Annotated in this window: 16 protein-coding genes; 11 read left to right on the forward strand and 5 right to left on the reverse strand. The window is 42.5% G+C overall.

What is annotated here, in order from left to right; genetic code table 11:
- Positions 1–30 precede the first annotated feature (30 nt).
- The 8 genes from LRQ06_RS14235 (at position 31) to LRQ06_RS14270 (ending at position 5,549) form a co-directional block, all read left to right on the forward strand.
- The gene (locus LRQ06_RS14235) at positions 31–921 is read left to right on the forward strand and encodes a metal ABC transporter substrate-binding protein (RefSeq protein WP_373054834.1); all 891 of its coding nucleotides are present in this window, start codon (positions 31–33) and stop codon (positions 919–921) included.
- Complete coding sequence (locus LRQ06_RS14240; protein ID WP_232767437.1) at positions 914–1,801, forward strand: metal ABC transporter ATP-binding protein; 888 nt, start codon at positions 914–916, stop codon at positions 1,799–1,801. The genes LRQ06_RS14235 and LRQ06_RS14240 overlap by 8 nt, the downstream gene beginning before the upstream one ends.
- Positions 1,795–2,667, forward strand: a complete 873-nt coding sequence (locus tag LRQ06_RS14245; RefSeq protein WP_232767439.1) for a metal ABC transporter permease — start codon at positions 1,795–1,797, stop codon at positions 2,665–2,667. The genes LRQ06_RS14240 and LRQ06_RS14245 overlap by 7 nt, the downstream gene beginning before the upstream one ends.
- Positions 2,667–3,533 carry a metal ABC transporter permease gene (locus LRQ06_RS14250; protein WP_232767440.1) on the forward strand — a complete coding sequence of 289 codons (867 nt, stop codon included), beginning with the start codon at positions 2,667–2,669 and terminating at the stop codon, positions 3,531–3,533. Before LRQ06_RS14245 ends, LRQ06_RS14250 begins: the two co-directional genes overlap by 1 nt.
- A 139-nt stretch (positions 3,534–3,672) precedes the next feature.
- On the forward strand, positions 3,673–4,323 hold the full coding sequence (locus LRQ06_RS14255; RefSeq protein WP_373054835.1) for an HD domain-containing protein: 651 nt from the start codon (positions 3,673–3,675) through the stop codon (positions 4,321–4,323).
- Between the two features lie 25 nt (positions 4,324–4,348).
- The gene (locus LRQ06_RS14260; protein ID WP_232767442.1) at positions 4,349–4,759 is read left to right on the forward strand and encodes a C-GCAxxG-C-C family protein; all 411 of its coding nucleotides are present in this window, start codon (positions 4,349–4,351) and stop codon (positions 4,757–4,759) included.
- A gap of 26 nt (positions 4,760–4,785) precedes the next feature.
- Positions 4,786–5,127 (forward strand): gamma-glutamylcyclotransferase family protein, encoded by a 342-nt coding sequence (locus LRQ06_RS14265; protein ID WP_232767443.1) that lies wholly within the window; start codon positions 4,786–4,788, stop codon positions 5,125–5,127.
- A 68-nt stretch (positions 5,128–5,195) separates the two neighbouring features.
- Positions 5,196–5,549: a hypothetical protein gene (locus tag LRQ06_RS14270; RefSeq protein WP_232767444.1), complete on the forward strand. Its 354-nt coding sequence runs from the start codon at positions 5,196–5,198 to the stop codon at positions 5,547–5,549.
- Positions 5,550–5,632: 83 nt separating this feature from the next.
- Here the strand turns inward: LRQ06_RS14270 and LRQ06_RS14275 are convergent, their stop codons facing one another.
- Positions 5,633–6,952, reverse strand: coding sequence for a DEAD/DEAH box helicase (locus LRQ06_RS14275; RefSeq protein ID WP_232767445.1), 1,320 nt, complete (start codon positions 6,950–6,952; stop codon positions 5,633–5,635).
- Positions 6,953–7,201: 249 nt separating this feature from the next.
- On the opposite strand from LRQ06_RS14275, the gene LRQ06_RS14280 reads away from it, so the two are divergent.
- A complete protein-coding gene (locus tag LRQ06_RS14280) occupies positions 7,202–7,465 on the forward strand; it encodes an Lpp/OprI family alanine-zipper lipoprotein (protein WP_232767446.1) in 264 nt (87 codons plus the stop codon).
- A gap of 83 nt (positions 7,466–7,548) precedes the next feature.
- On the opposite strand, the gene LRQ06_RS14285 is transcribed toward LRQ06_RS14280, so the two are convergent.
- The 4 genes from LRQ06_RS14285 to LRQ06_RS14300 are packed head-to-tail and all read right to left on the reverse strand — an operon-like array spanning position 7,549 to position 11,603.
- A complete protein-coding gene (locus tag LRQ06_RS14285; protein WP_232767447.1) occupies positions 7,549–8,439 on the reverse strand; it encodes a L,D-transpeptidase family protein in 891 nt (296 codons plus the stop codon).
- The gene (gene phrB / locus LRQ06_RS14290) at positions 8,439–9,854 is read right to left on the reverse strand and encodes a deoxyribodipyrimidine photo-lyase (protein WP_232767448.1); all 1,416 of its coding nucleotides are present in this window, start codon (positions 9,852–9,854) and stop codon (positions 8,439–8,441) included. The genes LRQ06_RS14285 and phrB overlap by 1 nt, the downstream gene beginning before the upstream one ends.
- Positions 9,851–10,666, reverse strand: a complete 816-nt coding sequence (locus LRQ06_RS14295; RefSeq protein WP_232767449.1) for a MerR family transcriptional regulator — start codon at positions 10,664–10,666, stop codon at positions 9,851–9,853. The genes phrB and LRQ06_RS14295 overlap by 4 nt, the downstream gene beginning before the upstream one ends.
- Positions 10,656–11,603, reverse strand: a complete 948-nt coding sequence (locus LRQ06_RS14300; protein ID WP_232767451.1) for a YbgA family protein — start codon at positions 11,601–11,603, stop codon at positions 10,656–10,658. Before LRQ06_RS14300 ends, LRQ06_RS14295 begins: the two co-directional genes overlap by 11 nt.
- A gap of 281 nt (positions 11,604–11,884) precedes the next feature.
- On the opposite strand from LRQ06_RS14300, the gene LRQ06_RS14305 reads away from it, so the two are divergent.
- Complete coding sequence (locus tag LRQ06_RS14305; RefSeq protein ID WP_232767453.1) at positions 11,885–13,360, forward strand: tetratricopeptide repeat protein; 1,476 nt, start codon at positions 11,885–11,887, stop codon at positions 13,358–13,360.
- Entirely contained in the window at positions 13,360–14,943 is a 1,584-nt protein-coding gene (locus LRQ06_RS14310; RefSeq protein ID WP_232767455.1) for a GGDEF domain-containing protein, read from the forward strand. Before LRQ06_RS14305 ends, LRQ06_RS14310 begins: the two co-directional genes overlap by 1 nt.
- Positions 14,944–15,058 lie beyond the last annotated feature (115 nt).

Genomic DNA, 15,058 nt, shown 5'->3' on the forward strand with positions numbered 1-15,058 from the left:
TCAGAAAAACATAAGCGAAGGTCACCAAATATGAAATTCTACCCTTACACTTTTAGTCTGCTGTGTCTTTTTATGCTTATGTCTCCATTTCAGGCAGAGGCCCGGCTGAAAGTCGCCACCACCTTTACCATCATTCAGGATATCGCTCAAAATGTGGCAGGAGACGCTGCTGATGTCGTATCTATTACCAAACCAGGGGCCGAAATTCACAACTATCAACCAACACCCAAAGACATTGTCAGGGCCCAGTCTGCAGACCTTATCCTGTGGAACGGACTGAATTTAGAACGTTGGTTTACCCGTTTCTTTGCCAATTTGCACGATATTCCATCCGTTGTTGTGTCTGATGGTATCCAGCCACTTTCTATTTACGCAGGTCCTTACGCCGGAAAGCCAAACCCACATGCGTGGATGTCTCCAACCAATGCCGTTATTTATATTAAAAACATCAGAGACAGTTTTATTCAGTACGATCCGGCTAATGCACAACACTATAAAGAGAATGCCAGCTCATATATTGCGAAAGTCAAAGCACTGGATAATGAAATACGCCATCAAATCAGTTTGGTTCCTAAATCTCAGCGCTGGTTGGTCTCCAGTGAAGGGGCATTCAGTTATCTGGCGAAAGACTATGGATTAAATGAAGCTTTTTTATGGCCAATCAATGCCGATCAGCAAGGAACACCACAACAGGTAAGAAAAGTCGTTGAAACCGTAAAAAATAACGATATTCATGTCATTTTCAGTGAAAGTACCATTTCTGACCGGCCTGCAAAGCAGGTAGCGAATGAAACGAATATCCACTATGGCGGCGTACTTTACGTTGATTCACTATCAAGAAAGAATGGTCCGGTACCGACTTATCTGGATCTGCTGAAAGTAACCACCGCAACCATCATAAAAGGACTGCAGTATGACTGAAACCGTTAATATCAATGTGTCCTCGGTGGGGGTCACCTACAACAATGGTGTTGAAGCTATCACTGATGTTTCATTCTCTCTGAGCGGAGGAACCATATGTGCACTGGTCGGCATAAACGGTGGTGGAAAATCCACTTTATTCAAATGTCTGATGGGATTGGTAAAAACAACCGATGGCGATATTCAGATTTCCGGGCGGCCGGTAAATCAGGCATTAAAATTCAATCAAATTGCTTATGTCCCTCAAAGTGAAGACATCGACTGGAACTTCCCGATTCTGGTGAAAGATGTGGTATTACAGGGACGCTACGGGCACATGGGTTTTTTCCGTCGTCCCGGCTCTGACGATCTGGCATCTATTGAGCGTTCTATGAGAAAAATGGGCATTTTTGAATTAAAAGATCGTCAGATAGGCGAGCTGTCCGGTGGTCAGAAAAAACGGGTTTTTCTGGCAAGGGCACTGGCTCAGGAAAGTAAAATAATACTGTTGGATGAACCCTTTACCGGTGTCGATTTTACAACAGAAGAAGCCATTATCGCTTTACTCAGAGAATTGAGGGATGCCGGACATCTTGTTCTGGTTTCCACCCATAATCTGGGGGTTGTTCCGGACTACTGCGACGATGTTATCTTTATTAACCGCCGGATCATTGCCGCAGGCAAAACCAGTAATACGTTTACTCAACAGAATCTGGAAGCCACTTTCGGCGGAGTGCTGAAACAAGTCGGCATATTAGGCAAAACGTTGCACAATGATAACGATGATCGTGGGATTACCATTCTCTCTGACCATGAAAAGCCCGCTGTCTTTTATGGCTCGGGAATGAAACCGTCCCAAATCATCACAGATAATCAAAAAAGCGAGGATGACATATGCTAGAACTTCTTCTTCAGCCTTTTCATTATCAATACATGCAACATGCCATGCTCAGCGCATCACTGGTTGGGGCCGTCTGCGCTTTTCTATCTGCGTTTTTGATGCTAAAAGGCTGGTCTCTTATTGGAGATGCCTTATCCCATTCTGTCGTTCCGGGGGTCGCCATCGCTTATGCGCTGGGACTTCCTTATTCTATCGGTGCATTTGTTGCCGGATTTTTGGCATCCATCGGAATTGCCGGGCTGAGATATGTCTCTCATCTGAAAGAAGACGCCATCATCGGATTTATTTTTACGACCTTTTTTGCCTTCGGTCTGTTACTGATTTCTCTAAACCCTACCGCCATCAATGTTGAGTCCATCATTCTGGGTAACATTCTTTCTGTCACAGAGTCAGACCTTATTCAAATGGTAATCATTAGCGTGGTTTCCCTCATCGTACTTTTGTTTATCTGGAAGGACCTCTTACTGACCTTTTTCGATGAAAACCAGGCAAGCTCTGTCGGCCTTTCACCAATCGTTTTAAAAATCATTTTTTTTACAATATTAAGCGCCTGTACCGTCGCCTCCTTACAAACAGTCGGAGCTATTCTGGTTATTGCTATGGTCATTACTCCGGGGGCAACCGCTTATTTGTTGACAGACCGGTTTGGCATCATTCTGATCATCTCTACGGTTATCGGATTCATCACTTCCGCCATGGGCACTTACCTGAGTTATTATTTGGATGGGGCCACCGGTGGTGTCATTGTAGTTCTTCAGACAATCACGTTCCTTTGTGCCTTCTTTTTCGCACCCAAATACGGACTGCTTAAAAGCTCTGCTCAGAAACGGCACAATAAACAGATTAAAATGCTCGGGGTGCACTAATGGACTCACTGTATCAATGGCTACTCGAACCCTATCAGTATGAATTTATGCAACGAGCACTCATTGCCGGATTATGCGTTTCTCTGGTATGTGCCGTCCTTTCCTGTTATCTGGTATTAAAAGGTTGGTCTCTTATGGGGGACGCCATTTCTCACGCAGTATTACCGGGTATTGTTATCGCTTATGTCCTTCAGATTGCCTTACCCGTCGGCGCTTTTTTATCTGGCTTATTATGTGCCCTGCAAACCGGATACATCAAAAATAACAGTCGGCTGAAAGAAGACACCGTATTGGGAGTGGTGTATTCGGGAATGTTAGCTCTGGGTCTGGTTATGTTTACTAAAATCGAAACTGATCAGCATCTTCTGCATATCCTGTTTGGCAATATGCTGGGCATTAATAACAGCGAGTATTATCAAACGATTGTGATTTCTCTTCTGGTATTTTTGATTATCGTGCTCTTTCATAAACAGTTGATGCTCTACTGTTTTGATGCCAGTCATGCCCGGGTGATTGGATTACCGGTCAGACTGATTCACTACGGTTTTATGATCATGATTTCACTCACCGTGGTTGCCGCCATTCAGGCGGTCGGCGTAATTATGGTTGTTGCACTTCTCATCTCTCCCGGAATTACCGCTTTATTAATAGTAAAACGATTTACTTCAATGCTGCTCGTTGCCTGTGCCGTCTCGGTCAGTTCCATCCTGCTGGGAACCTTAATCAGTTTCCATATTGATGGTGCCACCGGAGCCTGTATTGTCCTTGTGCAGGCCGGTCTGTTTGTGATCACGTTGAGCCTTTCTCATCTTCGCCGGATACAAAGGCGTCACAGAAAAGCCATTCGTTCAGTTAAACCGGCCTGATCGTTCTGGAACACAATCTGTTAAAATCCAATCTGTGGGGAAATAAGCCTTCCTATTTCTCCACTCTTTCCTTATTGACCCTGTTTTATAAATCCCGCATCCTATATTCTCACCGCCCCTGAAACCGGAGGTAACCCCATTGGTTTTGGATAAAGAAACAGAACAGCAATTACAACACTTCATTCAGCAAGAAATGCATCACAACCCGGCGCACGATATTAACCATGTGTTACGGGTTGTTAAAACCGCCAGAGCTTTATGTTCCCGGGAAAAAGCCGTAAAAGAAATCGTCATTCCGGCCGCCTACCTGCACGACTGTGTGTCACTGGATAAAAACCACCCGGGAAAACACCTGAGCTCTGCTTTGGCAGCCCGGAAAGCCGTACAATTCCTGAAACAGTTGAATTATCCTCCGGAATATCTCGATGGGATTTATCATGCCATTGAAGCTCATAGCTATAGTGCAAACATAAAAGCAAAGACACTGGAAGCCAAAATCATTCAGGATGCGGACCGGCTCGATGCCTTAGGCGCCATCGGAATATCAAGATGCCTACAGGTTGGCTCACAATTAAACCGGCCTTTGTATTCACACGATGATCCATTTTGTTTAACCCGCGGCGCTGATGATAACCGGTTTACGATTGATCATTTTTTTTCAAAATTGCTTCGGCTGAAAGACACAATGAACACCGAGTCGGCCCGGGAAGAAGCCGCGGTACGAACCCGTTTCATTGAGTCTTTTTTGAAACAATTGAAAACGGAAATCAATGATGAATACAATGAATAAACAAAAACAGACAAGGAAGCACATCATGACCTTACAAGAACTCATCGAGCAGGGATTTCAGAAACAACATGATCTGAATTGTTCCGAAACCATTTTAAAAGGCGCAAATGATACCTATCGATTGGGGCTGGATGAGAATGCCATCCGTCTTGCTGCCGGATTCGGTGGCGGTATGGGTGTTGAAAATGCCTGCGGTGTCGTCACCGGAATGGTGATGGCATTGAGTGCCAGGTATGCTGAAGAAAGAGGGCATACCAGCCCTGAAATGAAAGACAAGATAAAACTGGCCATTGATAAGTTTGAATCCCAATACCGGTCAACCAATTGTTTTTGTCTGAAACAGAATCACCGGGATGAAGAAAAGGGATGCCACGAATTAATCCGATCTGGCGGAAGAATTCTGGATGAAATAATGAAAGAACGAAAAGATGATTAACTCCGATAAAAGGATCATATAGACAAATGGAAAAACTATTTTCGTACGGTACTCTTCAACTGGAAACGGTTCAAAAAGAGACCTTCGGCCGGCTTCTGACCGGCTCAAAAGACATATTACTCGGTTACGTTCTGTCTGAAATACAAATCAAAGATAAAGATGTGATTGCGAAAAGCGGAACAGATATACACCCAATACTCAAATATACTGGCAACAATTCTGATCAGGTGGAAGGAACAGTTTTCCAGATTACCAAAGAAGAACTGGCTCAGGCAGACGACTACGAAGTAGATGAGTATACCCGGGTTAAAGGAAACTTTCAGTCTGGTGCATCAGCCTGGATTTATGCCGGCCAATCAGATCGCTGAGATTCAGGCCCCAAAAACACTTAATAAAAGGGCCAGAGCAAATCGTACCTTGAGTAAAGGAGTCCGACATGCGCTTAATGGAACTATCCGATTCTGAGATCATTCGTATTTCTAAACCGATGATAGATGATGTTATCAAAGGTTCAAATGAGAAAAACTGGGCTTTATTTTTAAAACATCAAACATTAAAAGAAGCAAGCTGTCCTGAAAACCGCCTGAATGTGGAAAAACAATGGGAAGAAAATGAGTTTCTGACTTCTCTGTCAACCGAACGACAAATACTGGGCGTGCTGCGCCGCGATGGATATGTGAATATTATCTGGAAACAAACAAGCACCAAGGTAACCGGAGATTTTTTAGCCATCTACAGCCTTGAAGAAATTGACCATGAGATAAAAGAAGCCGGTTTCCGCATTTTATGATGTTGAATTAATGAGAGACAGACCGGGCTGAAAACAAAAAAGAACGACCACCAGTCGTTCTTTTTCCATTAAACCGGATGAGATCAGTCATCCTTTTTTTTCTTAACCGGGACAAAAACGCTGTCACCCACCGGCACATTCTGATAAAAGCTCTTATCTCTTTTGGCCGGTTTGGCACCGGCTTTCTTCTTAACCGGATTAACGTGTTTTTTCTTATTGACGGTCTTTTTACGCACCGGTTTCCGCGGTTTCAACCCTTTAAACTTGCCTTTTAGCCCCTTAAGAACGGAAAACGTAATTTCTTGCTGTAAATAAGCTTCAACCCTTTTAAAGCTGTCCCAGTCTTTGGGTCCAACCAAAGAAACGGCATTACCTTTATTACCGGCACGTCCGGTACGGCCAATCCGGTGAACATATTCTTCTGTATGTTTCGGCATATCAAAGTTGATGACATGAGTCACAGATGCAATATCCAGTCCCCGCGATGCAACATCGGTAGTGACAAGAATTTTAAACACTCCCCGTTCAAACTGACTCATCACCGTATTTCGTTTGGTCTGAGCGAATTCGCCGCTTAATGCAACCGCCTTCAGCTTTTGCTCATTCAGTTTTTCTGTCAGGCGCTCCGTATCAGCACGGGTCGCGGTAAAAATAATCAGCTGGCGGTAATCACTTTCTGCCAGAATGCGCTCCAGTATCGCCTCTTTGTGGTCAAGGTGATCACAAAGATAAAACATCTGCGTAATGTCCTTGTGCTCTTCATTCGAAACGCCGACCGAGATTCGCTTTGGATCATTTAGCATTTCACCTGCAATATCCACCACCTCAGCGTGATCAAGTGTGGCAGAAAACATCAGTGTCTGACGACGACGATGTTTTGCGGCTTTATGAATGCGGCGTAACTGAGGGGCAAAGCCAAGGTCTAACATTCTGTCGGCTTCATCAAGTACCAGTGTTTCCAGACCATCTAAAAAGAGTGAACGATGATCCAGATGATCGGCCAGACGTCCCGGAGTCGCAACAATAAATTTCGGATACCGGCTCAAAGCCTTAACCTGATCATTAAAATTTTCACCACCAACAATTAAAGCCGCGTTATAAGACAATCCACCCAGCATCGAACGAAGCTCTCCATAAACCTGCTTTGCCAGTTCGCGGGTAGGGGCCAGAATAATTCCACGGGGATCTTTAGAAGAAAACGCTTTATTTTTTAAAGACTTATGAAGCATTGGCAAAACAAATGCTAATGTTTTACCTGACCCTGTCTTAGATGATGCCAGCAGATCTTTACCTGCAATAACCACCGGTACAGCCATACGCTGGATCTCGGTTGGCTGACGAAAGTCATAATGGCTCAATGTTTTTAACAGACGGTTGTCCAGGCCTAAGTCTTTAAATTGCAATGTTAACTCCGTTAAATAAGATAGCTGGTGTCGTACAGTAGTAGTACCGAACGCGGTATAATAACCTAATTCGGTAAAAGATACCTAAAGAAAGTGTGTCTCTGACTAAAGTTACAGGCCCTGACTGGCTCATAAAGTTCCTCTGACTTTCATATCAGCCATTTAGTGTTAATATTAGTAATACACGTCTTTTCAAAAAAGAGCATCACACTGAGAGTTCACTCAAACACAGTATTTAAGGAGTTCACGATGAACAAATTAGTCCTTGTAGCGGTATCTTCAGTTTTTATTCTGGCAGGTTGTGCGAATACCGATCAAACAACAACCAGTCAGCTAAATGAGTTAAGCAATAAAGTCGACACACTAAGTAATCAGGTTTCTGCGCTACAATCATCTCAGGCGAAAATGAGTGATAAGCTGAATCAGACTGCAGATTCAGTTACAGCTGCACAAGAAGAAGCGCAGCGGGCTAACGAGCGGATTGATAATATCGCGCAAAGCTATACAAAATAACCATTTCTCAGCAATCTCTGACTTGTGCCGTATTCGGCATAAAAAGGCCTTTCAAGGGCCTTTTTCTTGCCTACCATCTCACCTTAGTGGTGAGCCACTTCTTTAGGGATACCATTCTGGGAAATAATCACCGCTTTTGCCAAATCATCACTTAGCTGATTCTCATCCAGCCACCAGCGAAGCGTCTGAGGAACCAACAACCGTTTTTTACTGCCATCACTTCTGGTCAATGGTTCGTGAGCTTCCAGATACACGGTTCTGTCCGGTTCCAACGTCACTTTGACCGGCTCATCGATCACTTTCACTTTCTCTCCGACTTTCACATGATGAAACAGCCAGTCAATATCATCAGGATTCATTCGCATACACCCTGAACTGACTCTTAAACCGATACCAAAATCTTTGTTTGTCCCATGGATTAAATAGTCCCCTTTTCCGTAAGCAAGACGAAGTGCAAATTTCCCCAAAGGATTATCCGGACCGGCCGGAACGACATCAGGTAATGTTTTCCCTTTTTTCAGGTACTCTTTGCGAATGGAATCCGGAGGCGTCCAGGTAGGATTGGGTCTTTTCTGACTGACATAAGTATCCATTTCCGGTGTATCCCGTCCAATCCGGCCGATTCCCACCGGAAAGACATAAACACGGTCAGAGTCCGGATCAAAAAAATACAATCTAAGTTCTGCCAGATTAACAACAATGCCCTTTCTCGGGACCTGAGGAAGAATGATTTGAGTCGGCATCACAAGCACAGTACCGGGCTTGGGCAAAAAAGGATCAACTCCCGGATTTGCCGCCATGACAGAAAGAAAACCCACATCATAATCATCGGCAATGTCAGCAATGGTCTCCCCTCTTATGACCTCATGGTATTCAATATTTCCTACCAGAGAGCTGCCTTCAGGAGGAAGTTCATAAACTCTTGCATAGCAAGTCGACACAGACAATAACAGAAAACAAAAAACTCGGATCATCACTGACAGGTATCCTTGGCTACTCGGTATAGTTCTAAGGTTACCTTTCTCTCTTCGCCATGATCAACAATGGGAGAGGGATAGGATAAATTTGTCGCACCTTTCCATCTCCAGGGTTCATGTATATATTGCGCAGGAACATGTGCCAACTCCGGAATCCATCTCTTAATAAATAAGCCTTCTGCATCAAATTTTTTACTTTGAGAAACCGGATTAAAAATCCGGAAATAAGGTTGACCATCGCAACCAGTGGAAGCACACCACTGCCATCCGCCATTATTTGAAGGGAAATCCCCATCAATCAGTTTTTCCATAAAATAAGTCTCACCGGCACGCCAGTTAATGTGAAGATCTTTAATCAGAAAACTGGCCACGATCATTCTTAACCGGTTATGCATCCAGCCAGTCTGATTAAGCTGCCTCATTGCCGCATCAATAATGGGGTATCCGGTTTCACCACTCTGCCACTTTTTTAAGTGCCCGGGAGAATATTGCCAGATGATTCTCTTCCCCCATGCATGAAAATCTTTTCCGGTACAAAGGTCTTCACGAAAAACCATCAAATGCTGATAAAACTCCCTCCAGATTAACTCACTGATCCAAACTTCAGCCCCGTCTGAAAGATTCTCTTTCGGAAAAGAACCGGCCCGGGCTAAACACTGTCGGACCGATAATGCGCCAATAGCCAGATAAGGAGATAACCGGCTGATGCCATCTACAGCCGGGAAGTCCCGCTTTTTATGGTAATCACGCAGTTTCCCGTCACAAAAGACATCCAGCTTATGCTCGATGTCCCTATAATTTACCGTCCAGTCATCACTTGATTCTCTTGGATAAGAAAAACAGGATGCTGATGAAAGAAGCCACGATGTCTGCTCCGAAGAAAGGTCACGATAAGAAGCAGGAGATGGTTGAATAACGGAAGGAGTCTGGAAACGACTCAGCCAGCTTTTTTTAAATGGTGTAAAAACCTTGAAGTAATCATTTTGCTTGTTCAGAACAGTTCCCGGAGGATACATACATTTATCATGAAAAGCGTGAACGCGAATGCTTTTCGTCTTAAGACATCCCTCAATAAATTCATCTCTCCTACGCTCATTCATTTCATATTCGTAATTGAAGAACAGGTCTTTCACACCAAATTCAGCGAGACAATCTTCAAGTACTGTAATACTGTCATCATAAGTATCCACTTCAGCATAAAGCAAAGGAACGTTCAGTGCTGCCAGCTCTTTCTGTAACTCAAACAAACGACGGTAAATTAAATCCGCCTGTTTCCTGCTTTTAGTATGAGAATGCCATTGTCCGGGAGTAGCAATGTAGAGAGCAACAACCGGATCGTTGCCATTAAGGGCCTGATTTAAAGCAGTATTATCCAGCGCTCTCAAGTCAGTTCGCAGCCACACCAGTTTCATGATGATTCTCCCAACAAGTGAAGCCTGCAAATAACATCAGAATATTCTACATAGCCCGTCGCAGATTCAGAAATTCTCTTAATATGAGCAAGCTGTATATCATTCAACGCTTTATTGGCAAAAATCATCACCCGGTCATAGGGTTCTGACAACAGTTCGTTATTTAGTCCGGCCAAATCCTCAACTCCATCAAGAAAGGTAAGCGCGTACCCATCATTTACAATCAGTGATGCTTTAAGCCACGCGTAGAGGCTACCTGCCGGATCCAGACTAATAAACAGACAGTTACCTTTCCGGGAAACCCGATTTTCAGACTCCATTATCATGGACAGTTTACTGATCAAAACGCTCTGCAACAGAGCTTTACTAATACTTCTGACCGAACTTTTCATCTTATCCAACGCATCCAGAATAGGAAAAATAAGACGCTCCATCACAATATCCAACGGATATTCCTTTAAAACGGAATTGATCATCTGAACAAGTCTGCGCCGCTTTAGCTGAGTTAACGCCTCCAGTACCGGTTCAAACTCATCCAGATATGGATGAACGTTGTCCACGCTAACCGCTTCAATTGTCTGACTCTTGTCCAGCAACTCAGCAACTTTTCCTATCGAAATACCTTTATTTAACCAACTCTGAATTTCTTGTATACGGGTGAGGTCTTCTTCGGAAAATAAGCGATGTCCTTTCTCCGTCCGCTTTGGCTGAACCAGATTATACCGTCTCTGCCATGCTCTTAAGGTCACAGGTTTCACACCGGTAATTTCTGACACTTCCCGGATAGAATAAAGCTGCTGTTCATAAACCATAACGTAAACGTAACTCCTGAGGGTAAGGTTCTAAAAATTTCTGATGTTGCAAATAGGGATCAGGATACATGTTCAGATAATGTTTGATAAGTGTGAGCGGAGCAAGCAGAGGCTGATGACCCATACGGTAATCATCAATTAACATTGCTAATTCCGACTTTTGCTCTTTTGTCAGTGTGCGTTTGAAATACCCCTGTATATGCATCAATACATTCGTGTTATTTTTCCGGCTGACCCTGTGGCACAGTGCCGCCATAAACTGTTCCCGATATTTTGCGACAAAATCGTTAATGTCATAATCGCTAATCGACGCTACCATTTTCCCGAGCGACTGATAACTTTGCGGGTGATGAGCCATTAACGTCAGCTTGTAACGGCTATGGAAATCAATCACTCTTTTTGCCGTAGGATCCGGCTCAACACTCTGCCTGAAATCATGAAGACGGTAAACTCTGGATACAAAGTTTTCCCTCAGTACAGCATCATTCAGACGGCCATCTTCCTCAACCGGCAACCAGGGGAAACGTTCCATCAAGGCCTGAGTATAAAGGCCGATTCCGTTTTTCTCGGCCATATTTTCCGTGTATATTTTGACTCTTTCCATCCCACACGTTGGAGATTTCGCACAGACGACATAGCCACAAAGATTTAATGAATCAAGAGCGTTCAGCTTCTCCGCAGTAAACATAATTAACCGTTCAGTATGATCAGAGGATGAATCTTTCGTTTCTGTTAAACGCACTTCCCCATCTAATCTCGTTAATCGAATCGTTGGCCTCGGAACCGGTAAACCCATTTCTACCTCAGGACAAACCGGAAAAAAATTAAAATACGGCTTAAGCTCAGAAGTCACAAACTGGTTTTTCTTATGACCACCGTCAAACCTAACATTATTGCCCAGAACACAAGAGCTGATACCCACCGGAATTTTGTTCATCGCCCAACCTTATACAAAAATAATATTTGTATAACAAGTATAGACTAAGCCATATAAATTGAAAGAAGCTATAAAATTATTATTAACAGAGTCATTTTTTATTCACTGTCAAATATTTGACCAAATAATTGTTACCAATACATAAATGGAAAAAGCAGTGCAAATCATAATATTATAAATTTATCTACCACTTTAACTCCCATTATCTTGTTCAATAAATTAACTGGCTTAGTATTTGCTTATATACTATTCAGACAGGAACTCAGTATAGGGCTAATAAGTTGGATAAAAGTCGATATCTTCTGGAAGTAGAAATAGCGCAGCTGAAATCTCGCTTAAAATCAGAGCCTGATGACGTTCTGGTGATCGCTGAACAATGTCTGGCAAGATCAAAACAAATAGATTACGCCCATGGTTGTATAGAATGTCTCATTGTTATGTCCCATTGTGCGATTTATTTAAAAAAACCAAAAATGGGGCTGAAATACGCTAAGGATGCTTTTGTATATCAAAATCAGCTCGATCATGATGATTTCTTACCTGTCATTCTGCACTTACAGGGATGGCACTTTTTTACTGAAGGAAAACTGTTTACTGCTCAAAAACATTGGATAAAAGCACTGGAACAAGCCGCTCTGGAAGAAAATGTTGATGTTGAAATTCTATGCCTTCTTGGCTTGGGTGAAATTTGGCGCCAAACACAAGAACTTGAGCTGGCCTGTAACACTCATCGTCTGGCAGTACAGGTTGCAAATAAAACCCGCTCAACCGAACTGGAAGGAAAAGCAAGAGTTTTATGGGCCTGGGATCTCTACCTTCTTAAAGATTATGTTGAAATGCTGGAAGTTCTGGATGCCGCTCAGTTCGTCTTTGAAGATGGTAGTAATAAACTTCTTCTGGCCGAGATTTGGGATTTCCGGGCATTAGCACTACTTGGACTGGAGCGATTAGAAGACGCGGAAGAGGCGACACAAAAAGCACATGAATTGGCAATAAACAATAATTTAAGTTGGGTACAAATACATTCTTTTATTAATTTAGCCAGATTGGAACTAATTCGGGGCAATCTGGATAAAGCCACTGATTTACTGAATTCAGCTGAATCTTCGGTGGACACTGACACTGAGCATAGCGCCGTATTGTTTGCTCAGATTTACTTCCAAGAAAGTAAAATTGCCGAACAACAACAGAATTATGAACTGGCGTTGAACGCGTTTAAAAAATATCGCCATTACTCAATAGAACAAATTAAACGACAGAAAGACCATGAAAGTACAGATAAGTCTCGTGGACTAAAAAAACAGCTTGAACAGAGAGCCAGAAAATTAATCAACCGGGTACGAGGACAATATGAATATAACCCGGAAAAACACTTTTCCAATGTTGTTTCTGAAACGTATTGGTGGGAACAACTGGTTATGTGCAAAACCAAGCTAAACCATTCGGACAACAGTGTAGTCGTTATTTATCACCCAAATTCTCATTACATTGATATCTGTACTGAACTGACACACTCATTGTGCACACCGAAAGATTTAGTCTCCCGCTTAAGTTCGGAACGACTGGGTTTACTTATCGATGAAAAAAATCTGGAAACTAAAGAATTGTACCGAATACTGACGGCCATGATAAACCTGTATCCATGGGAAAGGCAGGGACTCTATGATAAACCACCGCAACTTTCACAATATGATATTTTAAGTTTCCCATTTACACTTGAACAACTTGAACAAATTCCTGTAACAGGTGATATCTAATGGAAGAACTGCTCAAAAAAATTAAAGACACAGGACTAGAAGCTACTTCCGTCAGCGGGGAAGAAGCGGTTCTTTTCTGGTCCCATGTACGAACCCACATTGCGGAGACACCCCTAGCACAAGCTCAATGCTGGGTAATCAGTTCTGAGTATCGGGCATCTCTGAAACAATATCAACAATGCATGGATGAACTAGAGTCTGCGATCAATCTTCTTCGGTTACCACAAGATGCAGAATTAGTGTTATCCATCAAACTCACCTTGTGTGACCGACTTATTCAGAGTGGAAAATATCAAGATGCCCTGACTCAGTATGTGGCCATTACGAACATTGCCATTGAAAACGGATTTATTGATGAATACGCCACTGCCGTATTAGGAATGGGAAAACTCTGTCAGATATACGGTGATCATAATCAGGCTCTGCGTTTTTTCCAAAAAGTTGATGGTATAGACCATGCGATATCCAGTCGTTCTTTACGGTTACAATATAAAATTGGAATACTAGACAGCTATGTAGCGTTACGCCGTTTTTCAGCCGCTAAAGAATTGATCATGGAATGTGAAGATTTGAGTATTCTGGTCAGTGACAAATTTTATACAGGGGAAGTAACTTACCATGAAGCCCGAATGGAACTGGCACAGGGTAACGTTGATCTGGCCCTTAAAAAATTATCCTCTGTCAGTAACTCAACCTCCAGCCACCAGCATCCTTCTCTGTCATTTTGGGTCACTATCGAATTAGCCAAATGCTTTAGGGAAACAGGCCAGTATGAATTGGCTGAAATGCTGCTCATGAACAAATTGAAAAAAACCGACACTTCAGCACCTCCTTATATGTTTAAAGCGTTATATTCTGGATTGGCTGATATTTTTGAAGAGCAGGGAATTTTTGATAATGCCTTAAAATATCAAAAGAAAATGTTCCACATTGAATCGGATTTAATGTCCAAAATACCTATTGGCGAATTAGGCGCAAGTCAGTTAAAGCGAATTTCAAAATTTGAATTACAGCTTAAACTGATCTTATCAGAAATCGAAAATAAAGAGCTCAAAGAAACAACTGAGCACCATAAAAACGAAGTAGCCCAACTTCAGCAGGACGTATTTACCGATCCACTGACTCGTTTGCATAACCGACGCTGGCTGGAAGCCAAATTAAAAGATTTACTTTTGCATGAGATCCCGTTTGCATTTCTAATTATCGATATTGATCACTTTAAATCTATCAATGATGAACTAAGCCATCTTGTTGGGGACAAAGCAATTATCCATGTATCTCAGGAAATTGCCGACTATTTTAAATTTCATGGAGCATCTTGTGTCAGGTTCGGTGGAGAAGAATTTCTGGTTATTCTGGAGAACACCGATATCAATAAAGCACTTATGCATGCAGATCACTATCGAGATAAAATTTACAGTTATAACTGGGCCGAGATATTGGGTGAAAGAGGACTGACGGTCAGTATTGGCATCACTCTACATAAACATGGGGAAAATACACAAAGAACTTTTTACCGGGCAGATAAAGCGCTATATCGTGCTAAAGCAAACGGCCGGAATCAGGTGTGTGTAGAAGAATAGCCGTCAGTTTAGCGTTAAAATCACTTTTTTCTAGCAAATGATATTTTAAAACACTTATACTTTGTATAAATTATAAGTAATTAAAAAAATAACAATATCAAAAATGATTGTTAAC

Origin of the sequence: Vibrio salinus, assembly GCF_021272385.1 — a bacterium.
Taxonomy (GTDB): domain Bacteria; phylum Pseudomonadota; class Gammaproteobacteria; order Enterobacterales; family Vibrionaceae; genus Vibrio; species Vibrio salinus.

Excerpts from the sequence above, each read along its gene's own strand:
- LRQ06_RS14265 (WP_232767443.1), top strand. The coding sequence starts at position 4,786 with ATGGAAAAACTATTTTCGTACGGTACTCTTCAACTGGAAACGGTTCAA.
- LRQ06_RS14300 (WP_232767451.1), bottom strand. The coding sequence starts at position 11,603 with ATGAACAAAATTCCGGTGGGTATCAGCTCTTGTGTTCTGGGCAATAAT.
- LRQ06_RS14260 (WP_232767442.1), top strand. The coding sequence starts at position 4,349 with ATGACCTTACAAGAACTCATCGAGCAGGGATTTCAGAAACAACATGAT.
- LRQ06_RS14240 (WP_232767437.1), top strand. The coding sequence starts at position 914 with ATGACTGAAACCGTTAATATCAATGTGTCCTCGGTGGGGGTCACCTAC.
- LRQ06_RS14285 (WP_232767447.1), bottom strand. The coding sequence starts at position 8,439 with ATGATCCGAGTTTTTTGTTTTCTGTTATTGTCTGTGTCGACTTGCTAT.
- LRQ06_RS14310 (WP_232767455.1), top strand. The coding sequence starts at position 13,360 with ATGGAAGAACTGCTCAAAAAAATTAAAGACACAGGACTAGAAGCTACT.
- LRQ06_RS14280 (WP_232767446.1), top strand. The coding sequence starts at position 7,202 with ATGAACAAATTAGTCCTTGTAGCGGTATCTTCAGTTTTTATTCTGGCA.
- phrB (WP_232767448.1), bottom strand. The coding sequence starts at position 9,854 with ATGAAACTGGTGTGGCTGCGAACTGACTTGAGAGCGCTGGATAATACT.
- LRQ06_RS14295 (WP_232767449.1), bottom strand. The coding sequence starts at position 10,666 with ATGGTTTATGAACAGCAGCTTTATTCTATCCGGGAAGTGTCAGAAATT.
- LRQ06_RS14250 (WP_232767440.1), top strand. The coding sequence starts at position 2,667 with ATGGACTCACTGTATCAATGGCTACTCGAACCCTATCAGTATGAATTT.
- LRQ06_RS14270 (WP_232767444.1), top strand. The coding sequence starts at position 5,196 with ATGCGCTTAATGGAACTATCCGATTCTGAGATCATTCGTATTTCTAAA.
- LRQ06_RS14235 (WP_373054834.1), top strand. The coding sequence starts at position 31 with ATGAAATTCTACCCTTACACTTTTAGTCTGCTGTGTCTTTTTATGCTT.
- LRQ06_RS14245 (WP_232767439.1), top strand. The coding sequence starts at position 1,795 with ATGCTAGAACTTCTTCTTCAGCCTTTTCATTATCAATACATGCAACAT.